Source organism: Streptomyces stoeckheimensis, assembly GCF_045822005.1.
Taxonomy (GTDB): domain Bacteria; phylum Actinomycetota; class Actinomycetes; order Streptomycetales; family Streptomycetaceae; genus Streptomyces; species Streptomyces stoeckheimensis.
The window spans coordinates 9,082,989-9,105,095 of the sequence record NZ_CP169550.1; the positions used below are offsets into that span (position 1 = coordinate 9,082,989).

Consider the following 22,107-nt stretch of genomic DNA (forward strand, 5'->3'; position numbering starts at 1 on the left):
GCCTCCCCCGGAGCGGGGCCAGTCCAGGCCCTCTCATTGCTCAGGACGGTCAGCGCCAGCTTCTCCCGCGCTCTCCGCGCCCGCGCGGAGAACACTCCTTCGCGTTGGATCAGGTGCGTGAGCACGGTCCCCTTCTTGATTAGAGGCCTACCTCGCCCACATCGGCGTCACCGCTGGTGTCCACGCTCACGAAATGCTCCGTCTCCAGCGTCAATGCATCAACTCCAGCAACGACCCGATCGGCTCCGGCAACGACGACCCTGACAACCCATCCGCCGCTGACGTCGTCTGCTGACACTCACTTCAGCAGGCAGGAAGCCCGCTGAAGTGAGTGTCAGCGGGCTTCCTGTTTAAACTTGAAATTCATCAAATCGCGACACTTTGATTTATTTCTGCACGTTGGCGAGTGTGGACATTATTTCGTCAACCTGAGGCGTGACGGCGGTGGGGTCCGGGTCGCGCCGTGAGCTTCTCGCTTTCATCGGTGCTCTATGGGGCTATTGTGCGGCATTCCATGCTTGCTCGAATTCATCTGCATTAATCAATTTGGCCGAGAATTCTGACTGCTTGGAAATCTCTTCCGGTTCCAGAAATGGGATCTCCGAGAGGCCTGTGGTAGAGGTTTCGTGATCTTGGTCGGCCCATTCGGAGTGACCGTCGCGAAAGAATTGCACCCTGCGAGTCTCGTAGTCATCCTCTCCGAGTTCGCTGAGGTATAGAACCGGCTCGTCGACAAAATTGTGCGTCCAGGTTACTTTAATGTATCGCACTACTAGTTCCTTCCGGAGCTCACGATTCTTCCGGTGAGGTCAAGTGGTTTATCGTTGAGGATCACGAAGACATTCGGCCTCCCATTGACGACGTCGTACCCTCTGGTGTCGATTTCTATATAGTGCGTGAACTTCTGGCCAGCCCAAGGGACTCTAACGAATGCGTGAGAGAGCTGTCCAAGCGTTCTCGTTCCGGGCTTGATGTCCGTCACGTATTGACCGTCTCCGTATCGTGCGTCCTTTGGGTTGTTTGCCTTCAGGGACGGGAGCATAGACTTGCTCTCAAGGATTCCGTCATGCCCTGCTTCGTTAGTGTAGTGATAGTACGTCTCTGGGCAGTCGTTGTGGACGAGGATCGGAGTGTCGCCTGCAAGTGCATAGTATGTGTGGAGGTCTTCGACAGTGAAGTTGTAGGTCTTTACTGTCTCGGTAAACGGGCGATTTTCCGCTACCTTAGCGATCTTTCCTTCGTTTGTGAGAAGTTCCGTTCCGGGCTTCAGCTCTCCGGCGTTGATCCAGTTTTTGTGAGAGTGGGACCAGAAGGGGTGCTCTCGAGTTGCCGTGATCTTTTGTACTCCGGTGGGCGTCTCAATGGAAATCTCATTGAGATGCTTTTCGCCTTCCGATCTGATTAGCTCGGTTACCGGTCGGGGTTTTGTATCACCGGTCTGTGGGTCGGTAGCGGAAACTTCATCGCCGACTGCAATGTCTTCTATCTTCTTGGTTGTGCCGTCGGCCATGAGGACGAGCGTTCCGGCGAGGAAGCAGTTGCCGCCAGGCTTTCGCAGGCCCGGTCCTTGAATTCCCCCCGACTTACCGTGCCCGTAGAGTTCGGCGGCGAACCCCGCGAATTGATATATGTCCGAGTTGGGGTCTGTACGGTCAACGGTGGATCTTCGAGCAGGAAGTGACACCTGATGACAGACGTGACCGTGTCGGCGGAGTCCGTGGCGGAGGTGCAGCCGTCCGGGTTGGCGCCGGATGTTCTGGATGACCAGCTGATCAGTCAGTTGGTGGACCGGGCCAAGGCCGACGGGATCAAGCTGACGGGCCAGGGTGGTCTGCTGCAGCAGCTGACGAAGAGGATTCTCGAGTCGGCTTTGGAAGGCGAGATCACCGATCATCTCGGGCATGAGAAGCATGAGAAGGCCGGCTCGGGCAACACCCGGAACGGGACCCGGTCCAAGACGGTGGTGACCGAGGTCGGCCCGGTCGTACTGGAGGTCCCGCGGGACCGGGAGGGCTCGTTCGAACCGCAGATCGTCAAGAAGCGGCAGCGCCGGCTGACGGGCGTCGACGAGATGGTCCTGTCTCTTTCGGCCCGCGGCCTGACCCACGGCGAGATCTCCGCTCACCTCGCGGAGGTCTATGGCGCCGAGGTCTCCAAGACGACCATCTCCACGATCACGGACAAGGTGATCGACGGCATGAACGAATGGCAGAACAGGCCCCTCGACTCGGTCTATCCGGTTCTGTTCATTGACTGTGTCCACGTGAAACTGCGGGACGGGAAGGTCGCGAACAGGCCTCTCTACGTCGTCCTGGCCGTCACCGTCGACGGCACCCGCGACATCCTGGGCCTGTGGGCCGGGGACGGAGGCGAGGGCGCCAAGTACTGGCTCCAGGTCCTCACCGAGATCAAGAACCGCGGCACGGAAGACGTCTGCATGGTCGTCTGCGACGGGTTGAAGGGGCTGCCCGACGCGATCGGAGCAGTCTGGCCCCAGGCGGTCACACAGACCTGTGTCGTTCACCTCCTGCGGGCGTCGTTCCGTTACGCGGCCCGGCAGGACTGGGACAAGATCTCGAAGGCGCTCAAGCCCGTCTACACCGCCCCGACCGAGGACGCCGCAACCGAACGCTTCCTGGAATTCCAGGAAGAATGGGGCCAGAAGTACCCGGCGATCGTGCGGCTCTGGGAGAACGCCTGGGCCGAGTTCGTGCCGTTCCTCCAGTTCGACACCGAGATACGGCGGATCGTCTGCACGACGAACGCGATCGAGTCCGTGAACGCGCGGATCCGCAAGGCTGTCCGAGCCCGCGGACACTTCCCGAACGAGCAGGCCGCCATCAAGTGCGTCTACATGGCCATCATGAGCCTCGACCCCACCGGCCAGGGACGTAAACGCTGGACCCAACGCTGGAAGGCCGCTCTGAACGCCTTCGACATCACCTTCGACGGCCGGCTCTCAGCCGCCCGCCGCTGAACCCAACAACCCCAAAACCACCGTTAACTTTACGGACCCCGTTGGGGCAAGCGGCTGGTCCACCAGCATCAGCGGCATCTTCTGATCCACACAGCACAACCACCTCCTGTGGCCCCCGGTAAGAAGGCTGGGGGCCACAGGCCTGCCTGAACCGTTCACTCGCGTCACCTGCGCTTCCGGCCTCACGGCCCCGGCCCCAGCTTTTCCCGAGCTGGGGGGGGAAGCGGGGTCCCGCCGTCAGCCGGAGGTGACCGATCTACCGTTGGTTCGTCGCTGTCGTTGATGACGTCTTGGCGCCGTCCGAGCTATCGGTCCTGGACGGTTTGAATCAAGGTCCTGGGTCCCGGTATGGCACGTCGAGAATCCGGCTGGACGGTGGCGCCAGACCAGGGCGGACTCTGGCGGCGTGGACCCGGCCAGAGGCCGCGATCACGGAGGCGGTCTTTTGCTGCTTGGCGGTGAGTTCCGAGAGGAGGTTCCACTGGCGGCGGGGTGAGGGTATGTGACCGGTCGACCTCGTCGCCGACTGCGGCGATCCCACCTTACCTGCGCCCGCTCTGCCTCCCGGGCCGTCGCCGCGTGCCTGCGGCTGGGCCCGGTTCAGTCTCGGCCGGCGCCTGCTCTGGTGGTGGATTCCGAGGATGTGAGCGGACACCAGCAAGACCCTCGGGGCGAGCGGATTCGCCGTCGAGGTCGTGGGCTGGTGCCTACGATCGACGGCATGGCTTCAGAGCGGGAAGTTCGGTTCCGGTCCCTGGACGGGACGGCGCTTGTGGGAACGGTGAGGGTGCCGCGGGGTACGCCAACGGCCGGGTTGGTGGTGCTGGTTCACGGCGCGGGTGTGACCCGTGAGGAAGGCGGCTTCTTCACCCGGCTCGCCGAGGGGTTGGCGGCGGCCGGTCTGGTGTCCCTGCGGTTCGATCTGCGGGCGCACGGCGCGAGCGGCGGCAGGCCGGTGGAGATCACGATGGCGGGCGTGGCCAACGACATCAGGGCGGCCGCTGACCATCTGCGCGAGCAGACGGGCCTCGACGGCCCGCTGCACGTGATCGCGGCGTCGTTTTCCGGGGGTGCCGCGGCCCTGTATGCGGGATCGCGGCCGCGGGACGTCGATCGGCTTGTGCTGCTGAATCCGCGTCTGGACTACCGGGACCGATACGTAGACAGCCGTCCGTACTTCGACGGCGACTACATCTCCACCACCGCAGGCCGGGACCTGGACGAGCGCGGCTTCACGGAGAAGTCGCCGTTCGAACTGGGACGCGCCCTGCACAACGAGGTGTTCTTCCTGGACCCCGAGGTCTACCTCCGCGCCGTGCATGCTCCGGTGCTCTTGGTGCACGGCACGAGGGACACCTTCGTGCCGGTTGAGTCCTCCCGCCGCTACCTGCCGCTCTTCGCCGGTCCGGCGGAGCTGCTCGAGCTGGACGGCGCGCAGCACGGCTTCGCTGTCCATGAGGATCCCGGCTATGCCGATCCGCAGACGCAGCTCTGGCAGGCGCAGGTCATTGACCGGGTGGCGGGGTTCTTGACCGTTTAGGCGGTCAGCGTGGTGAGTGCCTGGCGCAGTTCGCGTACGGCGGGGCGCCGGGCGTGGGGGCGGAGCTGGGCGGCGGTGCGGCGCAGTTCGCCGAGCGCCTGGCCGAAGCCGGGGGTGGCGGCGAGACGGAGGGCGGTCAGGCCGGTGGAGGCGGCCTGGTCGGGCTCGCCTGCGGCGGCCAGCGCCCCGGCCAGGTGCGCGGTGAAGAACGCGCGGTCCCTGGGGGCGAACACGCCGCGGGCGAGATGCTGCTGGAGGAGGTCGACGGCGCGGGCGGGCTGGCCGGCTTCGCGGTGGCTGATGGCGCTCTGGGCCATCAGCCGGTCGAGGGTGTATCCGGCGCACAGCGGTCCGGTGCAGGACGCGGGTTCGGGGCTACCGGCCTGGTCGAGGGCGTGGTGGGCGTCGTCCAGGGTGCGGTTGACAGCATCGGCGGGAGCGCCGGTCAGCGCGAGGGCGCGGGCTTCCTGCTGAAGGGCTTCGGCCCGCGCTCGGGGCGGCAGGGTCCAGGGCCCGCGGGCCGCGGCCTGGGCGAGGTCGAGCATCCGCGCCGGATCATGCCGGTCGGTGGCCTGGGCTTTGCGCAGCAGGACGTAGGCATGCATCGAGCCGTCGCCCGTCAGGATGGCCCACTCAGCGGCCCGGTCGTGGAAGAAGACCGTGACGTGCGCGGGGGAGCCGGCGTCGCGGTGGAGCCACGCGGTGAACTCAGCGGCCCGCGCACCGACCCCGAGGAGTTCGCGGCGCACAGGTGTGGGCGCGTCGCGGGCGAGGGTGTCGATGACGGCCAGGAGTTCCATCGCGGCGGGAAGTACGTGGCGGGGGCCGGTGCTGCTGTCGGCGCGCGCGATGCCGTCGAGAGCCGTGCGCAGATGATCGACGAGGCCTGGGTCGCCGAAGCGGCGGGCGTTGGCGACGGCGGCCGCCAGCCGGTCCGGGCCGCCTCCGAGCGTGAGCGCGGGCGCCGCGCCGAGCACCCCCCGTAAGAGCAGTCGCCGGTGCACCCTGTCCTCCTCCGGGCTGGTCGTGGCTTCATCTCGGCGGCTCTGCGGCGGGGTGAAGCCGAGTTCCTCGAGGGCCAGGGAGAACATGGACTGCAGAATCCGTCGGGCCTGCCGGTTGGGCCACCCCGGCTTCGAGGATTCCCACCGGCGCACCTGCCGTACGTCGACGCCGGCGTCCTCGCCGAGCAGCGCGGCGTGAGCGGTGTACGCGGTGGCGACGTCGCTCTGACTGTGCCAGCCCCGCTCCAGACGTGCGGCACGGAAGGCGGGATTCCCCGGGCTCTGGGACATCGCAACCTCCTCATGACGGCTTGCGGACGGACAGCGCCCGCCTGAGCGGAAGCAGTGACCCACGACGGTACTCCCGCGAGATGTCCTGTGATGTGTCCTCGTTGCATCCCGCACCTGCCTCTACGGTCCGAAGCAAGGGTTCTGACTGGAGATCAGCCGGGCCGGCCAGGCTAGAGACCTAGGGAGGGAACGTGACCGTACTCGTGCAGGCCCATCCGTTTCAGGTGGTGAGCGAAGTCGACGTGGATCCTGGACTGCCGATCGACACCGTGGTGATCAGCGAGAGCGTCTCGGTCATCCTCGAACCGCGCGAGCTGCCGCCTTCCGTTGCCCTGCGCGCTCTGTGGATGAGCTGGCTCAGCGGCCACTTCGCCCTTCTCCTGCCCTCCCTCTCCGCGCCGCCCCGCCATCCTCCCGAGGCTCGGGACGGCCAGCTGATCGCGGACACCGTCGACTTCGTACGCGGAGCGCTGGAGCGGGGGCTGCCCGAGGAATCCGAAGCCGCCTACGTACAGCTCCAGGAACTCGCCCGCACCTGCCGCTTCCTCCTCGGCCTCGCCAGCGACCTCTACCAGGACAACCAGTGACCCGGCCGCCTGCTAGGAGCCCGCTGCCGCCCAGAGCCAGGTGGGGTGCCCCCGACAACGAACCCGGCGCCAGCGCGGCACGGGCGGTACGCATCGACTCCCCGATGCGGGAGCGCGATGCCGCCGTCTGCCTGGCCCTGCCCCACCCCGATACCGACATCAGCAGGGGGCACGGACATGATCAGGAACGAAGCGAACACGTTGATCCGGGAAGAGACCGATCACCGCCTGCTGGGACGGGAGGTCGTCCACCCCGCCACGGGCCGCACCGGCACCGTCGCGACCGTGCTCGTGCGCACCGCGAAGGCAACGGGCCGCACCATCGGCCGGACAGCGCACATGCGGCCGTTGGACGGGTCGGGCCGGGAGTGGACGGCAGACCCTCGTGAGCTGAAGCTCTTGCGCCGTCTCGCGCCGGACATGCCCGCAGGTCTCCGGTGAACGTCCACCTCGGTGGGGCTCGGCGCCGAGCCCGAGGGGGAGCTCCGCCAGCTCACCGAGATCCACATGGTTCCGGCTGCTGGAGCGTTCCCTCGGCTGTGCCGTACTTCTCGGCATCGGTCGGGCGGGCGAGGACGACGCCGAGGAGCCCACCGGTCGGCTGAGCGCGGGCGAGGCGGACCGGCAGGGCTGATTTCTTTCGGGCGCTCGGCGAGGGGCGGAGTGCGCTCTCGATGCGGCGGACACCGGTCGTGAGCTGGGGTGTCTGAAGGGGGGTGCGCGGGCGCGCAGAGGCGCGCAAACAAGCGGATGCGCCCGCTCCAGAAACTTTCCGGGATCGGGCTGAACGTTCGGGGCGTGTTTTCGATTGGCTGTGAGTAGGAGCCGCCCCTGCGGGGGTTGGTTCCGCTGGCGGCCGCACCTGGGGGAGGGCACGCCTTGACCGACTGATCCGCTTGGAAGGATTTCCTTCGACGTGAACAGCACCGAGCCCCTCGTCCTGGCGCTGATAGGCGCGACCGCTCTGCGGGTGTTCGCGCCCGACGTGGTGAGAGGTCTGCGGCGCCTTCTGGGCGCTGGTGTCCGGGTCGGCGCGGCCGAACTGTCCGCCCACCGTCCCCCGCACGGACACACCGTCGTGCAGCGTGAGGTGGCGGTCACCGGTTCCGATGGTCCCGCGGAAGTCCCGTGGGGGAGTTCGTGACCGACGCCGAGTACGACCCCTTCGGGGAGCAGGCCGTCTCCAGCGAACTCGCCGGCGTCATGCCGGTGGAGTTCGTCGCCTTCCACTCCCAAAATCATGTGGCCTACCTCGAGTACGCCCACCTCGAACTCGGAGGCGAGGCCGCCGAGGTCGTGGTGGAGGACGTCTTCACCTTCCTCCTGGAGGTCTGGCCCGACGCCCTGAAGGAAGCCAACCTCCAGGCCTTCGCCTGGGCCCAGCTACGCGAGCACGTCGAGCGCTACCGCGCCCGCCAGCTCGTACCCGTGGCACTCGTCGACACCGCCAAGTACGCGGCGATCCGGCGGGGCTCCCGCAGGAGACTCGAGCTCATCGAGTCCCGCTCCGGGGTGTACGAGGCGATCGCAGAGCTACCCGACCGCCACTACGACGTCGTCCTGCTGACCTACCTCCTCGGCCTCGACACCGGGCAGGTGGCGCAGCGGATGGGTATCGCAGTGGGGACGGTCCGCTCCCACCTGCACACCGCAAGGCGGACGCTCGCAAAGAAGATCGGAATCGACTTGACTCCCGGAGAGGAGAAGGACCTGTGAACGACATGACCCGCGATGACGCGGACGCCGGATACGCACTGGACGAGGCTCTCGGGGACGCCGAGGTCTTCACCGACGAGTACGCCTCCTACGACGAGGACGCGGCCCGACGCCGCATCGCCCGCCGGATCGCGTCCGCCCGCCACAGCCGGGCCCTGACCCAACCGCGTGCCTCCGACGCCCGGCTGACCCTGTCCCCGGCCGGCCGGCCCTCCAGCCCGGCCGAGCGCAAGCTCGTCCTGGACGCCGCCGCCAACGTGAGGGCTGCCCGGAGCCTGGACACCCTGACCCGCGCCCTCGTCGACAGCCCGACCTTCACCCGCCTCGCGCTCGAGGCCGAGGCCTGGCCCCACAGCCAGCCCTCAGCCCTCCTCTTCGCCAGCCTCCTGCACCTGTCGGGACGCACGGAGGCCGCCCAGTTCTGGTTCCAGTACGCCGCCGGCGCCGGATCCGACACAGCCGCCCAAGCCCTCTACCTCCTGCACCTGTCCCGAGCCGAGATCACCACCGCCCACCACTGGTACGACCAGCCCACCAACTCCGGGCCGAGCGAAGACGTCCCACCCCTGCCCTCGGCCGACGACGTCGAGGACACCCTGCACGCCTCGATCATCTGGACCTCCCCGCCCATCTCCACCACCAAGATCACCCCCACCCCCTGGCCCGACCCCAACCTCCGCACCCTGCCCGCACCCGTCCGCCACGCCCTCGACACCACCACCCCCCACGAACACGAGGACCTCGGCGACATCTACACCCCCACCGCCCGCCTCGCCTCCGCACTGGCCCGCTGCGCACGACTGGACCCCGCCGGTCTCGCCGCGGACGCCAAGCCCGGCGCCCGGATGGGCAAGCGGCCCAAGCGCCTGCAGCCGGTCAACACCCGCCTGGAGGCGGCCCAGCGGGCCCTGCGCGTCCTGGAAGTGATCCACCGCCACACCGGCGGCGTCTCCCGCACACAGATCGCCCGGGAGACCGGCCTGCCCCAGCTGTATCTCGCCCACGCCATCGAGCACCTGGTCCGCACCCAGCTCGCCACCCCCCTCGCGCCCGGCGTCTACACGGTCGGCTCCTCCCTCAAACTCGCCCAGGACGGCCGCAGCAGCGGAGTCCTGCTCCGCGAGACCCTCGCCTTCCTACGGGACGAGGTCGGCGCCGCCGTCTACGTCGCCTCCTACACCGACGGCGAAATCTCCATCACCCAGTACGCCGACAGCCCCACCGCCCCCGCCGTCCACGAATGGGTCGACTTCCGCGAAGCCGCCCACGCCTCCGCCGTCGGCAAAGCCCTCCTGGCACAGCTCGACGACGACGAGCGCCGCGACCACCTGCACCGGCACCGGATGGAGGCCTTCACCCCCCACACCATCACCAGCCCCGACATCCTCTTCAACGAACTCGACACCCGACACCCCGGCGAACCCCTCCTGGACCTCCAGGAATACGCACTGGGCACCGTCTGCGCCGCCGTCCCCATCCGCACCGGCACCGAACCCGAATGCGTGGCCCTCTCGCTGCCCTCGCCCGATCCACACAAGCTGCAGCAGGCGGCCCGCGTCCTGCGCAACGAAGCGATCGCCGTCCTCCTGGCCCTCCTCGTCGGCGGAGCCCATCCGACCCCGCCCAGCCAGGCCGCGATTCCCTGCGTGGTGATCCACCGGTAGCCGGCATCCGCAAGACAAAGCCGCCTACCCGGCCGGAACCGTGCGAGCCCCCGTCCATGAGAGCTGGCTGGCTGTCAGCCGGGCCGCCCCAGCGGAGGAGGTGGGGCGTACGCGGGGCGCCCCCGCAGACGGCGCCATCGAGTGAACCCCAGACGGACCACCCAGCCCCCGCCCCCGACGCGCGGAGGCCTGCGAAGTGTTGGCCGGGCCGGGGACCTGGGCGGGAGACTGCCGGGCATGGACGTGCAGAGGCTGGAGCTGGAGTTGTACGGGCTGAAGCCGTCGGAGTTCACCGCGGCCCGGGACGCGTACGTGGCCCAGGCCCGCAAGGCCGGCGACAAGCAACTCGCCACGGCGATCGCCGCACTGCGCAAACCGACACTCGCGGCGTGGACCGCCGGACTGCTGGCCCGCCACCGACCGGAGGAGGCGCAGGGCCTGGTGCAACTCGGCGGAGCGCTTCGCGCCGCGCACCGGGCGCTGGACGCCGGGCAGCTGAGGAAGCTGTCGCATGATCAGCATGTGGTGATCGGCGGGCTCGCGCGCACAGCGCGCTCCCTGGCCGCAGAGTCCGGGCAGCAGGTGAGCGAGCCGGTGCTGCACGAGGTCGAGCAGATCCTCCACACGGTGTTGGCCGATTCGGAGGTCGCTGAGCGCTGGCAGGCGGGCCGACTGGCCAAGGCCCCGGAAGCGACGTCGGGGTTCACCGGCCTTGAACCGCTGCCGGGCGCGGCCCCACCACAACGGGAACAGCCGGCCGCCGCCGGGGCCCGATCGCGACCCGTGCCGTCCCCGAAGCCGGGACAGGCCCCTGACGCTGCTGCAGCACGGGCCCATCGTGAGCGTTTGGCCAAGGCCCGTACCGAGTTGCACGGAGGCGGAGCGCCTGGAGGCGGGACACGCCGCCGCGCAGGAGCGGGCGGACCAAGCGCAGGCCGCGGTGACAGAGGCCGAGGACGACGTACAGGCGGCGAAGGACCGGCTGGCAACGGCACGCACGACGAGCTCGGAGACACTCGCCGGTCTGAGGGCGGCCGGCCGGTCAGCGGCGAAGGCCCGGGCACGGGCGACGACCGCGTCCCGGAAGCTGGACACACTCACCGACACCGAGGGGTGAACCGCACCGAGCCCCGCTACCACTTCGCTACCGCGTCGTCTACGCCGTCGAGGCAGGTGGCGCTGCCGAAGTCCCCCGTCCCTAACCACTGCACCCTTCTCGCCCCTGCAGCCGGCCGACGCGAGCATCTGGGTTTCCGCCGGGTGCGGTCTGCCTGTACCCGCGCCCTCGCACGTCCGGCAGGGAGCACTCGAGGTTGACGATGCAGGGCCGTCGCCCCTGCGGTATTGCTCCGATTTGCCGAGAATCGGCGTGCTGAGGCCGGGTGTGGTGCTGGATCAGCGTCACCACGGTGCCGCTGTACTCCACCGGGTCCGTCGACGTAGCACAGGGTCACACCGGTGCTGACCTGTGCATTCTCGACAACCGTCTCCACACTCGGCGTGTTGACACCCAGCGTGCTCAGTGCGCGCCCTGGGCCTCTACGCAGGCGTTCTCGAAGGCAGGCAAGGAGATTGTGCTCTTCCCGGTCGGTCCGTCCCGGTACTCGGCGACGATCCTCCAGCCTCGCTGGTCCAGGAGCACCTTGGAGGTCCACACCTCGCCCTTCTTGTCTTTCACCTGCTCCGGCTTCCCGACCTGTTTCCATCCGCGCCTGCCCAGCTCGCGCAGCGTCGCCTCGAACCTTTCGTGATCCAGCGGTGCGGCATCGGTCTCGAATCCCTTGAAGGCGACGACGCACAAGGACGGCGAGCCGGGCTCGGCGTCCTCGGGCATGGCGGCCCATTCTGCGTCGGTCGCCGGCGCCTTCGCGGCCGCCGCTGAGGTGTCGAGGTCCGTGCGCACGACCTCCCGCGTAAGGGGCCCAGTGCCTTCCGGCCGGGGGGACACCGCGACGGACGCGGCTCCCGTCCCCGTGTCACCGCAGCCCGCCGCGCCGAGCGCGATCGCCGCCGCCATCACAGCAGCCCACTTCGTCCTACTCATAGCCCCACCCCAGGTCAGGGGGTCGTTCGCCCCCGTGTTCGAGGGAGGAGTCTGTCACGGGGATCCGCCGGAGCGGCTCCCGGGCCTTCCGGTGGGAGCACGGGTCAGCGAGATCGGTACGGTGGCCCGCTCGAACCGGCAGAAGTCCGACCAGGATCCTGCCACCTGGATGCCGGCTCCGGCGGTGCACTGCCGGTGCATCGGTGAGTGGGTGGCGACCAAGCACCGGCGGGCGCTGTCCGTGGACCAGGCCGAGCGCGAGGCGCTGCTGCGGTACGCGGCCGCCTGCCCGAACGCGGTGCTGGCCTTCGACCGGGCCGCGTGATCTTCGGTTGAAACCGGCCCTCGGCGCGGGTCGCTGCCCCCTGGCGGCGACTCGTGCTGTCGTGTGTCCGGAGGTAGCTGACCTGCGGGTGGCTGGAGGCGAGGTCCTTCTGGGGGCCGGTGTCCGGAGCGGGTGCTGGCGGCGTCAAGGTGGTGGGCGTAAGGGACTTCGTTCGGTGTGTGCCGGGGTGGTCTTGGCGGGGTAAGCGCGCTGGGTAAGGTCGCAGAGGTACTTTTCAAGCAGGTTTGGGGTGTTTATGCATCGTCAGATGCTTGCGGGTGTCCGGGTGGTGACGGCGGCTCTGTTCGTTGGCGTGCTCGCGGGCTGCAATCCGGGAGTCACGGCCGGCGGCGACGCGAAGCCGTCCCTCCCCGTCCAGGACAAGGGAGCAGGGCAGGGCGCGCCGGGGGCGCCGGCGCTTCCGGGCTTGTCAACGGCGGCGGTCGCTCGCACCCAGCTCGCCGGGTTGAAGGTCGCGGGCCAGCAGGCGATGACCGGGTACAGCCGGGCGAAGTTCACGCACTGGACAGGGCAGGGCGACGCCTGCGACACCCGCGAGGTGGTCCTGGAGCGCTCCGGGAAGGACGTGAAGCGTGACAGCGAGTGCAAGGCCGTGTCCGGGACTTGGGTGTCGGTCTACGACGGGGTCACCGTCACCGACGCCGCCAAGCTCGACATCGACCACATGGTCCCCCTAGCTAACGCTTGGCGTTCGGGGGCCGGGGCGTGGACGGCGGAGCGGCGTAAGGAGTTCGCGAACGACCTGACCCGCCCCCAGCTCTTGGCGGTGTCGGCGGCGACGAACCGGTCCAAGGGCGACCAGGGCCCCGACGAGTGGCAGCCTCCGGCGAGGGCGTATTGGTGTACGTACGCGACGGCGTGGACGAACGTGAAGGCCACCTATCAGCTGACGGTGACCGAGGCGGAGAAGGCGAAGCTGACCGAGATGCTGGAGACGTGCTCGTGATCGGCCACCAGCAGGGCGACGCCCCGCACCCCAGCCACAGCGGCAGCCAGGATGGAGCCGTCGCGTTGACCGCGCACGTGAAGGCGGGACCAGGTGGGGCGATGACCGACGAGGTCGGCGTCATCACGGGCGACGTCACCCTCACGACCGAGCCTGCCTCCGACGGCACCGTGCAGGTGCGGATCCAGTACACGGGAGCCGAGGAGTGGTACACCCTCACCGGCAGCCCGGCCCCACTTCCGGCAGGCGGCCTCGTCGTGTTCCACGAACGCGTCGTCGAGGCGGTGAAGGCCGGCGGCGCGGCCGAAGTCCCCGCCACCATTTCGTGAATACCCGCCTTCCCGGCGGCCCGACTGCGGGATCGTCGTGTGCAGGCGACTGCGCATCGTGGGCCGCCTTATGGCTGGTGCGGGGAGGGGCGTTGTGAGCAGGCGCGAGACCTGGACGACGGAGGAGTTCGGCACATCCCACACAGGGGCGGTCGCGGTCGTCCTCGCCGACGGCACCGTCCCGGCCCCGGTGTACTTCGACAGCGCCTCCGGCGGAGGAGGCGAGGCCGTCTCGCAGTGGCACCTCTACGACGGCCGCCGCCCCCGCGTACCGCGCGCGGCTGCGCTGCGCGCGGTGTGCTCGTGCGGGTGGTCAGGCCCCGACCACCTGCTCGATTGGGAGGCGATTGGTGAGCAGGACTTCGTGGACGGCGGGGATGAGCAGGCGGATGCGTGCGAGCGGGATTGGGACGGGCACACCGTCCAGGTTGAGGAGACGACCGTCCCGCTTCCGGAGACGGTCACCACGCTGCTGGAGCGGTTGGAGGAGGAGATCGGGCGGCTGACGAAGACGTCCCCGGTCGCGGCGGTGCGTGCGGCCCGCCGGCTCGAGCGGGTCGGCTACTGGGTGGCCCGCGGCACCGCCAGCGACCTCGACACGGCACAGGCCGCCGTGCACCTCGGGCTCAATGAGGACGCGGCCCGCAAGCTGATGGCCCGCTTCGGAGGTTGGAGCCCGTACCGCTGACCCGGACGGCCCCGGACGGGGTGGGGCGGCGGCCCGCCCGAGGCGACGTGTGAAGGAGGACCCGGGCGGGCTCGACCCTCCGCCCTGCCAGGACTGCCGGTTCGGACACGGCGGACGAGCGGGTCTTGCGCGTGCGTCGGCTGCGCCCCGCCTACTTGAACTCGGTGGTTTACGGGGCGGTCTCGTAGACGACGGTCGTGTTCGGGCAGTCCTCGGCGAGTCCGAGCAGGGCCTGGACTTCGGCGTCGTCGGCGGCTAGGTCCCAGCGGAGCTTGGTTCCGACCCAGGTGGCTGCGTAGGTGCAGTGGTAGGAGCCGTCCGAGGGCAGCCACTCGGCCGGGTCCTTGTCGCTCTTGGACCGGTTGGAGGCGGCGGAGACGGCGATCAGGGTGTCGGGGCTGTTCTGGTCGTTCGCGTAACCCTCTCGCCGAGCCGCCGACCACGGCGCCTGCTCAGAGTCGTAGACCTCAGCCAACGGGACAAAATGGTCGACGTCGAGGCGGCCGGCGTCGGTGACGACGAGGTTGTCGTACGGGCTGCGCCAGGATCCGCCCGTCAGCTTGCAGCCGGCCGCGACCTGAGGCGCTGTCACGGCTTCGGCCAGGATGACTTCCCGGCGGGTGTCGCAGCCGTCGCCGCTGTTGAGGCCCTTGTTCCAGTGCTTGTACAGGTCCCGCTTGTAGCCCTCGCGGTGCTCGACGGCGACGGGCAGCCGGTCGATCGCCTCGAACAACGGCAGCGGCGCTCGAACCCCGGCCGCGCCCGGCGCTGCGGCGGTGCTGTGCTCGGCTACGGAGCTCGCCGTCGTGGGCGGCGTGTTCGCGGCGGCGGGCGGCGCGGTGGTGGTGAGCAGGGGGAGTGCGGCTAGGGCGAGCGCGGGCAGGCCGCGGCGCAGCATTCTGTTGATCATGATCGGTTTGTAGCTGGGCTCGTGGCCTGCGGGGAAGGGGGTATCGGGCAGCTCACTCGGCCGGGTGGCCGGTTTCACCGAAGAATCGATCATCTTCCTTCCGTCCGGACTCCGGTGGGGGAAGCCGTATACGGAGTTGTGGCGCTGGCGCAGGAGGTCCTGCCGGTGCCTCGCCGAAGGGGTCCTCAGGGTCTGGCGTGAGACCGCGTGGCTGGGGAGGGATTGGTCCAGCCAGGCTTCAGCCGGTTTCGGTCAAGTCCCCCGTCGAACTGCTGCTGTGCGTGGCGGCTCGGTAGGTTCGCCAGGTCATACGCATGATCACGTTGAGGGGGAATCTTGCGTCTACGGGGAAAACTGCTCGCGGCCCTGTCTGCGGCGGCGGCTCTGGTGCTGCCACTGGCGGCGGCGTCGCCTGCCGCCGCCAGTGCGCCGACCCAGAACTGCAATGAGACTCATCAGGCCCGCATCTTCTTCTGGGCGGTGGCCTGTACTCAGGCCGGCCAGCCGGTGATCGGCGCGTTCGCGACCTGGCGGAACGTGCCCATTACCTTCACGAGCGGTGGTGACGCCGGGACCTCGGAGGCATCGAACTACCTTCGGATGGTGCCGAACACCGAGGGCGGCGCCTTTGCCAACTCCATCGACGTCGGCCTCTACGCCGAGAAGACCGGCGCGACGACCCGCTCGTACGGCCCGCGCTGGACCGAGCTGGGCAACAGCGGCGGGAAGACCAAGGCCATCACCGCCGGGGTCAACCCGACCGCCACAGACAACAGGAACCACACCTACATGACGGTCCGCCAGGCCAGCGGCAACCAGTGGGATGTCCTGTACGACTTCAACTGGGTTGGCAGCACCAAGGACCAGCTCAAGGTCCCGCGCGGGAACTCCAACCGGATCGACATCGGGATCGAGGTGCGGGGTCCGCAGTACGTTTCGGTCCCGCTGATCTCGAGCCGGGTCCAGTTCATGGCGGAGAACAAGACCTGGTACCGGGCCGCGACTGCGGACACAGCCCAGGTCACCACCCTGGGGATCTGCGGCAAGCCGAGGGGGATTCCCTCCGACCCGACGGCCGTGTACACCGCGCCGTACTGCTTCAAGGCGAAGCTGACGGACGGCACGAAGTTCACGCAGTGGAGCGCGAGCAAGCCCGGCCCCACCACCCTGGCCACGGTGCTTCCCGCACCGGTCCCGTCGGCGGGAACCCTCAACGGCGTCGACCAGGAGGCCCTGTCGCAATGCCTGGCCAACGACCCTGACTCCTGCCTGACCTCGGTCCCCGGCCTGTCCGAATGCGTCCAGACGGCCAAGGTCTGCAACGCCGCAGCCCTCCAAGCCTCCCCGCAGACGGCGCCGCTCGCCGGCAGCACTCCGGTGAGCGTCGACGACATCAGCGCCCGCGCCGCTGAATCCTTCGGGGTCGCCAAGGACAAGCTGCGTGTGACGAGCGCAGGCACGCTGCCCGCCCCCGCTGGCAGCGCCGGGCAGACTCTTAAGTCGGCTGACGCCGTGGTCACCGTGGAATCCTCGGCGCCCACCCGTGGACTGGAGCAGCGTGGCCTGACCTTCAGCGGATTCCGTGCCACCTACTCGGCTGCCACCGGCCAGCTCCTGGACGCCTGCTGGGGGCAGATGTGCCGCCTGTGACCACCACCCGGATATCCGCAGCATCCTCAGACCAGGAGATCGCCGTGCCCGACGCACACCGGCCCCAGCCCAGGCGAGCCCCACGGCGCCGGACCGCGTCCGTGATCCTTTCCGCGATGCTTGTGCTCGTGGCCGGCCTCGCGACAGCGGGCCCGGCCGGTGCGACGGCACCCTCCCAGCTCCTGCCGGCGACCACGGCCGCGCTCGCCCCCGAGGAAGATGATCTGCGCACCGAGTGCGCCACCCACAAGGAGGCGAACACCCGCAAGGGCTGGATCAAGAACCGCTTCGAGTCGTGCGTGCACCAGCCCGTCTACCTCAAGCTCATCGACGACAAGAAGCGCCTGCGAGGTGAGCTCTGGTTCGACCTGTGGATCCTCGGCTTCACCTACGACGGATCCCGGCGCGTCGACTACACCAGCAGCATCGAGAACATCAACGCCAAGGCAGTCGCGGGCGAGAACCCGGCCACGTGGAAGATCGACCAGAACTTCAGCCACTCCATCAACGCCTCGGCCAGCGGCCCCAACCCCAAGATGATCAAGCCGGCCGTCACCAACCGCAGCGAGACCATCGCCCAGTGGAAAGCCAAGCCCTTCTGGCAGCTCAAGTACACCTCACCCGACACCGGCAAGCTCGATGCGGCCAACACCCAGATCGTCTCCGGGATGGTCTCCCTGGAGATGCGAGTGTCTTCGCCCACCGCAGTGCCGTGGTCGGACCCCGTCATGGCCTACTCCAGCGTCCGCTTCGACTACGCCGGACCGACCGCGGGCAAGTTCAAGGGCACCGTGTTCACCGAGGCCCGCGTTGAACTCGTGATGAGCCTTAAAGATCCGGCCGTCAACGAGAGCGCCCGGCACATCCTCGACGCCCAGACCCTTCCCGAACGCACCTTCCCGTCCTTCCCCGGCAAGAGCGTGCCCGGCGGGTCCACCCCGCTTCACCGCCTCATCGACAAGGACAAGCAGGAGAAGAACCGCGACGCAGCCATCGCCACGTGCAAGGACGTGTGGGGTGACTACAGCGGAACGAAGCTCCAGTGCGACGAGTACCCCTTCGCCTCGACGAAGGAAGGAGCTGCCGCTCCCGGCAAGCGCTTCTCCGCCCGCCTCATCGACGGGACCGACAACGAGACCGGCGGCCGACGCCTCAACGAGATGTTCACCCTGAACCGTATCCTCGACGGCGACGCGTTCTACGTAAAAATCACACCCTGATCACTGACGGAGCTCCCGTGTCCCTCATCGCCGAGTACAGCACCACAGCCCGCCCGGACCGCGGCATCGTGCAGGTCTACGACGCCGACGCCTACCTCGGTGACGACGAGACACTGGCCCGGTCGAGGACCGAGGTGGTCGCCGGAAACGGATACCACCTCTACCTCCACAGCCTCCAGTCCGACGTCGAGGTCCAGATCACCATCAAGGTCTGGGACGGCCCCCAAAAGCCCCCGGAAGACATCGAGGGCACCATCGCCCTCACCCTGGAATCCGAAACCGGCCAGCTCGTCGTCAACCAGCTCACCTACGGGCCGGCCGGCGTCATGGAACTGCCCCGTCCCGGTGTGTACGACGGGCAGGCGACCTGGAGCGGACGTGACGCCACAGCCGCCTACACCGACAGCAGCCACCGCCGCTCCGTCGAAGAGGAATGGAGCACCGACCAACTCCGCACCACGTTGGCGCAGTGCCCCGCGACGGAGCAGTACACCCTCGACCTCTGGTTCGTCAGGGAATCCGAAGACGACGACAGCGACGAGGAATAGACGGCAGCCCTCGTGAGTGTCCTGTGGCTGCCTCGCAGACCGGCGAGGTGGCCACAGGGGGAAAGCGGTAGCCGCTGTTGGCGAGTCCCGTGAAGAGGGCGCTCCCACCCGGCAGCCTCGCCGTTTTCCACCAGCACGTCGTCGAGGTCGTGAAGGCTGGCGGCGCCGCGGAGGTCCCCGACAACATCGCGTGAACACCTGCCTGTCGCGGAGCCCGGCTACGGCATCGTCGCGCTCAGGTGGTCCCACACCGTGGGCGGCCAAAGGCGTTCAGCGCGACGTGGTCGGCCGGTCGTCGTAGGCGAGAGCGCCTTCGGGAACCGGTGAATAGCCCGGATCCCAGCCCGGGGTGCTCACCTGCTCGTAGCCTCCATCGTCGTACCCGCCTTCGGCGGGGCCGAGCGAGCGTGAGGCCAGACTCGACGCCTTCCGCTGGCTGACCCGATACAACACCCGCCGCCGGCACTCCCGCCTCGGCCAGCGATCTCCGATCGCCTACGAGAATGCCCTTCAACCAGCAGCAACTACCCTGACCCGAGCCGCATAGACGTGTTCAACATCCGGGGTCAAGGCCCGGAGGCGGAGAACGCCGCACTGCGGAGGAAGATCCGGGAGCTGGAGGAAGAACGCGAGATCCTTCGGAAAGCGGCGAAGTATTTCGCCGGGGAGACGCGCTGGTGAACCGCTTCCAGTTCGTCGCCGACCACCAGCGCCGTCACGGCGTGAAGCGGCTGTGCGGCATCCTGGGCATCGCCCGCTCCAGCTTCTACTACTGGCGCCGGACGGCTGCGGACCGGGCAGGCCGGCAAGCGGCCGACGCCCGCCTCGCCGTCCGGATACGGGCCGTGCACCGGGAATCGGACGGCACCTACGGGGCCCCTCGGATCACCGCCGAGCTCCGTGAGGGGAGCGGTGAGGCGGTCAACCACAAGCGTGTCGCCAGGATCATGCGGGCGTCCGGAATCCAAGGGGTCCGCCTGCGCCGCAGGCACCGCACCACCGTCCCCGACCCGGCCGCGGCCAAGGCACCGGACCTGATCGGCCGCGACTTCACCGCCGACAGCCCGAACACGAAGTACGTCGGCGACATCACCTAATCCCTTGTTAAGGGCAGTGCCGGAGGAGATCGTTTTCCTCTGGTCTGTTCGAGTGCAGGGCTGCGACATCTTTCGATTCCCGGGCTGCTGGAAGCCTCTCCGTAGATCGGTGCGCGGGTCTGCACTCATGGTGGTGGTTGGCGGGAGCACAAGAGGATGCCGCCGGCGGCATAAGCCTCCTGTGAGCCCGCCGCTTCGGGGCGCCTGTCGGCCACCACCGGTAACTCGTACTTCGTGGTGGTGGTGTTGGTGCCCGTGGGTGCCGGTCGGACGCCTGGATATCACCTGGCCCCGCGCCTACAGGTAGAGCGGTGACGTCCGGCACCTGCGGGCGTCAACACCCAACCCTTGATCACTCGTTGGTGTTGGTGGTGCGAGCCCGCGCCACGGTGACCTCTTGCGAAGCCCGAGCTGTTCGGAGCTCCCATTTAGACCGAGGTCCGTGGGGTGAGCTGGTGCCACGAACAGCTACTGAGGTGGCGGACCAGCCATGACGGCTGAGTCCTGGGATTAGGTCGCTGCGTGGTTCCGCATGAGCTCGTGACCAGCACAAACGCACATAGAATCCACTGGGAGGGGCCTTGATCTACTGCGGCATCGACTGGGCAGAGAAGACACACGACGTCGCGTTGGTCGACGACAGTGGGCAGCTGCTGGCCAAGCGACACATTGCCGACGACACCGCCGGCTACCGGGTCCTGCTCGATCTGCTCGCTGAGTACGGCGACAGCCAGGAGAGCCCGATCCCGGTCGCGATCGAGACCTCCCGCGGCCTACTGGTGGCCGTGCTCAGGACCGGAAAGCGGCAGGTCTTCGCGATCAACCCGATGGCCGCCGCCCGCTACCGCGACCGGCACTCCGTCTCCCGCAAGAAGTCCGACCCGGGCGACGCCCTCGTACTGGCCAATATCCTCCGCACCGACATGCACGCCCACCGGCCTCTACCCCAGGACAGCGACCTGGGCCGCGCCGTCGCCGTACTCGCCCGTGCCCAGCAGGACGCCACCTGGAACCGCCAGCAGATCTCCAACCAGCTCCGATCGCTCCTGCGCGAGTACTACCCCTCCGCCCTCGCAGCCTTCGACCCATGGCGCAACGGACTCTGCCGACGCGAGGCCCACGAGCTCCTCAAGGCCGCCCCGACACCGGCGAAGGCCTCGAAGTTGACCCGTACGCAGTTGCAGGCCGCACTGAAGCGGGCAGGCCGCCAGCGCGGCATCGACGCCGAAGCCGAGCGGCTCCGGGAAGTCTTCCGCGCCGACTGGTCCCACCAGCCGCAACTGGTCGAGGACGCACTCGGCAAGCAGATGCTCGCGCTCCTGGTCCAGCTGGAAGCCGCCTGCACGGCCGGACGACCTCGCGACGGCGGTGGAGGAGACGTTCCCCCAGCATCCGGACGCTGAGATCATCCTCAGCTTCCCCGGCCTCGGCACCCAGCTCGGCGCCCGGGTGCTCGCCGAGATCGGCGACGACCGCAAGCGGTTCGCCGACGCCCGCGGCCTGAAGGCATACGCCGGCGCCTCACCCATCACCAGAGCCTCCGGGAAGAAGTCCAGCATCACCCGCAGGTGGGTCAAGAACGACCGCCTCAACCACGCCGGATACCTCTGGGCCTTTGCCTCCCTCACCTCTTCACCTGGCGCCAAATCCCACTATCGCCGACGCCGCGACGACCACGGAGACTGGCACGCCGCCGCCCAACGCAACCTCTTCAACCGCATGATCGGCCAGCTCTACCACTGCCTCCAGCACCACAAGCTGTTCGACGAGCAGACTGCCTTCCCCGTCGAACTTGCCGCCGCAGCTTGACGAGTTACATGCCTGAGGTGTCTACCTGCCCATCGACGGCGGGAAGTTCTGCTATCTCGCGACCGTGATCGACCTTGCCTCACGTCGTCTGGCCGGGTGGGCCATCGCCGACCACATGCGCGCGGACCTCGTCACCGACGCCCTGGCGGCAGCGGTCCGAACCCGCGGCAGCCTCGCCGGATCGATCATGCACACCGACCACGGAGCCCAGTACACGAGCAGGGCCTTCTCCGAAGCCTGCAGGTCAGCAGGGGTCCGACGGAGCATGAGTGCGGTCGGGTCCAGTGCGGACAACGCCCTCGCGGAGTCCTTCAACGCGACCTTCAAACGCGAGACGCTCCAGGGCCGAAAGAGCTGGCCCAACGAGCGCCAGGCCCGACTCGACGCCTTCCGATGGCTCAACCGCTACAACACCCGACGCCGGCACTCCCGCCTCGGACACCGCAGCCCCATCACCTACGAAGCCGCACTCGAAGCACCACCAACTACGCTGGCATCAGCCGCATAACCCGTGTTCAGGATTCGGGGTCAAGGCCCTACGTCGTGGAGCCCGTCCACGGCCTGAGCCAGGCTCTCCAGCCGACCCGGATCAAATTCTCCGGTCTCCACCAGCATGTCCAGCCGGTCGCACCAAATCGCCCACAACGTGCGGGCCGAGGCCGAATTCGGATAGACCAGCCACCGTGCGCCCGACAGCAGGGCGGCCAAGGCCGGGGGCGCGCTGATGGAGCCATTCCGGGC

At 68.3% G+C, this 22,107-nt stretch carries 20 protein-coding genes and 3 pseudogenes; 18 read left to right on the forward strand and 5 right to left on the reverse strand.

The window, feature by feature from the left end; all coding sequences use genetic code 11:
- Nucleotides 1–497 precede the first annotated feature (497 nt).
- Entirely contained in the window at nt 498–770 is a 273-nt protein-coding gene (locus tag ACE1OC_RS41325; protein ID WP_407841415.1) for a DUF6881 domain-containing protein, read from the reverse strand.
- Between the two features lie 2 nt (nt 771–772).
- Nucleotides 773–1,684 (reverse strand): HYD1 signature containing ADP-ribosyltransferase family protein, encoded by a 912-nt coding sequence (locus tag ACE1OC_RS41330; RefSeq protein ID WP_407841416.1) that lies wholly within the window; start codon nt 1,682–1,684, stop codon nt 773–775.
- Between the two features lie 12 nt (nt 1,685–1,696).
- On the opposite strand from ACE1OC_RS41330, the gene ACE1OC_RS41335 reads away from it, so the two are divergent.
- Together ACE1OC_RS41335 and ACE1OC_RS41340 are read left to right on the forward strand one after the other, a co-directional pair.
- Nucleotides 1,697–2,977, forward strand: coding sequence for an IS256 family transposase (locus ACE1OC_RS41335; RefSeq protein ID WP_371589911.1), 1,281 nt, complete (start codon nt 1,697–1,699; stop codon nt 2,975–2,977).
- Between the two features lie 721 nt (nt 2,978–3,698).
- Nucleotides 3,699–4,517, forward strand: a complete 819-nt coding sequence (locus ACE1OC_RS41340) for an alpha/beta hydrolase (RefSeq protein ID WP_407841417.1) — start codon at nt 3,699–3,701, stop codon at nt 4,515–4,517.
- Here the strand turns inward: ACE1OC_RS41340 and ACE1OC_RS41345 are convergent.
- Nucleotides 4,514–5,812: an XRE family transcriptional regulator gene (locus ACE1OC_RS41345; protein ID WP_407841418.1), complete on the reverse strand. Its 1,299-nt coding sequence runs from the start codon at nt 5,810–5,812 to the stop codon at nt 4,514–4,516. The two genes, ACE1OC_RS41340 and ACE1OC_RS41345, sit on opposite strands and share 4 nt — an antisense overlap.
- A gap of 191 nt (nt 5,813–6,003) precedes the next feature.
- Between ACE1OC_RS41345 and ACE1OC_RS41350 the strand changes: the two genes are divergently transcribed.
- From ACE1OC_RS41350 to ACE1OC_RS41375, 6 genes are all read left to right on the forward strand, one after another.
- Nucleotides 6,004–6,399, forward strand: a complete 396-nt coding sequence (locus tag ACE1OC_RS41350; protein WP_407841419.1) for a DUF6415 family natural product biosynthesis protein — start codon at nt 6,004–6,006, stop codon at nt 6,397–6,399.
- Nucleotides 6,400–6,576: 177 nt separating this feature from the next.
- A complete protein-coding gene (locus ACE1OC_RS41355) occupies nt 6,577–6,840 on the forward strand; it encodes a hypothetical protein (RefSeq protein WP_407841420.1) in 264 nt (87 codons plus the stop codon).
- 475 nt (nt 6,841–7,315) lie between these two features.
- Nucleotides 7,316–7,543, forward strand: coding sequence for a hypothetical protein (locus ACE1OC_RS41360; RefSeq protein ID WP_266960640.1), 228 nt, complete (start codon nt 7,316–7,318; stop codon nt 7,541–7,543).
- Entirely contained in the window at nt 7,528–8,115 is a 588-nt protein-coding gene (locus tag ACE1OC_RS41365; RefSeq protein ID WP_407841421.1) for a sigma-70 family RNA polymerase sigma factor, read from the forward strand. The genes ACE1OC_RS41360 and ACE1OC_RS41365 overlap by 16 nt, the downstream gene beginning before the upstream one ends.
- A gap of 845 nt (nt 8,116–8,960) precedes the next feature.
- Nucleotides 8,961–9,779, forward strand: a complete 819-nt coding sequence (locus ACE1OC_RS41370; RefSeq protein ID WP_407841847.1) for an IclR family transcriptional regulator — start codon at nt 8,961–8,963, stop codon at nt 9,777–9,779.
- Between the two features lie 838 nt (nt 9,780–10,617).
- Nucleotides 10,618–10,896 (forward strand): hypothetical protein, encoded by a 279-nt coding sequence (locus ACE1OC_RS41375; protein WP_407841422.1) that lies wholly within the window; start codon nt 10,618–10,620, stop codon nt 10,894–10,896.
- A 402-nt stretch (nt 10,897–11,298) separates the two neighbouring features.
- Here ACE1OC_RS41375 and ACE1OC_RS41380 read toward each other — a convergent pair whose 3' ends face one another.
- Nucleotides 11,299–11,682, reverse strand: a complete 384-nt coding sequence (locus ACE1OC_RS41380; RefSeq protein ID WP_407841423.1) for a hypothetical protein — start codon at nt 11,680–11,682, stop codon at nt 11,299–11,301.
- Nucleotides 11,683–11,704: 22 nt separating this feature from the next.
- Between ACE1OC_RS41380 and ACE1OC_RS41385 the strand changes: the two genes are divergently transcribed.
- The 4 genes from ACE1OC_RS41385 (at nt 11,705) to ACE1OC_RS41400 (ending at nt 14,132) form a co-directional block, all read left to right on the forward strand.
- Nucleotides 11,705–12,148: a hypothetical protein gene (locus tag ACE1OC_RS41385; RefSeq protein WP_407841424.1), complete on the forward strand. Its 444-nt coding sequence runs from the start codon at nt 11,705–11,707 to the stop codon at nt 12,146–12,148.
- A gap of 268 nt (nt 12,149–12,416) precedes the next feature.
- Complete coding sequence (locus tag ACE1OC_RS41390) at nt 12,417–13,115, forward strand: HNH endonuclease family protein (RefSeq protein WP_407841425.1); 699 nt, start codon at nt 12,417–12,419, stop codon at nt 13,113–13,115.
- Nucleotides 13,116–13,216: 101 nt separating this feature from the next.
- Nucleotides 13,217–13,444, forward strand: a complete 228-nt coding sequence (locus ACE1OC_RS41395) for a hypothetical protein (RefSeq protein ID WP_407841848.1) — start codon at nt 13,217–13,219, stop codon at nt 13,442–13,444.
- A gap of 94 nt (nt 13,445–13,538) precedes the next feature.
- Nucleotides 13,539–14,132, forward strand: a complete 594-nt coding sequence (locus ACE1OC_RS41400) for a hypothetical protein (RefSeq protein ID WP_407841426.1) — start codon at nt 13,539–13,541, stop codon at nt 14,130–14,132.
- 169 nt (nt 14,133–14,301) lie between these two features.
- Here ACE1OC_RS41400 and ACE1OC_RS41405 read toward each other — a convergent pair whose 3' ends face one another.
- Nucleotides 14,302–15,042 carry an HNH endonuclease family protein gene (locus tag ACE1OC_RS41405; protein WP_407841427.1) on the reverse strand — a complete coding sequence of 247 codons (741 nt, stop codon included), beginning with the start codon at nt 15,040–15,042 and terminating at the stop codon, nt 14,302–14,304.
- A 480-nt stretch (nt 15,043–15,522) separates the two neighbouring features.
- On the opposite strand from ACE1OC_RS41405, the gene ACE1OC_RS41410 reads away from it, so the two are divergent.
- The 6 genes and pseudogenes from ACE1OC_RS41410 to ACE1OC_RS41435 all read left to right on the forward strand — a co-directional run.
- Entirely contained in the window at nt 15,523–16,692 is a 1,170-nt protein-coding gene (locus tag ACE1OC_RS41410; RefSeq protein ID WP_407841428.1) for a hypothetical protein, read from the forward strand.
- Nucleotides 16,693–16,808: 116 nt separating this feature from the next.
- Nucleotides 16,809–17,912 carry a NucA/NucB deoxyribonuclease domain-containing protein gene (locus ACE1OC_RS41415; RefSeq protein ID WP_407841429.1) on the forward strand — a complete coding sequence of 368 codons (1,104 nt, stop codon included), beginning with the start codon at nt 16,809–16,811 and terminating at the stop codon, nt 17,910–17,912.
- Between the two features lie 17 nt (nt 17,913–17,929).
- The gene (locus ACE1OC_RS41420; protein ID WP_407841430.1) at nt 17,930–18,460 is read left to right on the forward strand and encodes a hypothetical protein; all 531 of its coding nucleotides are present in this window, start codon (nt 17,930–17,932) and stop codon (nt 18,458–18,460) included.
- Nucleotides 18,461–19,036: 576 nt separating this feature from the next.
- Nucleotides 19,037–19,554 (forward strand): annotated as a pseudogene (locus tag ACE1OC_RS41425) (IS3 family transposase); the annotation flags it as partial.
- A 584-nt stretch (nt 19,555–20,138) separates the two neighbouring features.
- A pseudogene (locus tag ACE1OC_RS41430) lies at nt 20,139–21,366 on the forward strand (IS110 family transposase).
- A gap of 22 nt (nt 21,367–21,388) precedes the next feature.
- Nucleotides 21,389–21,874 (forward strand): annotated as a pseudogene (locus tag ACE1OC_RS41435) (IS3 family transposase); the annotation flags it as partial.
- Between the last annotated feature and the right edge of the window lie 233 nt (nt 21,875–22,107).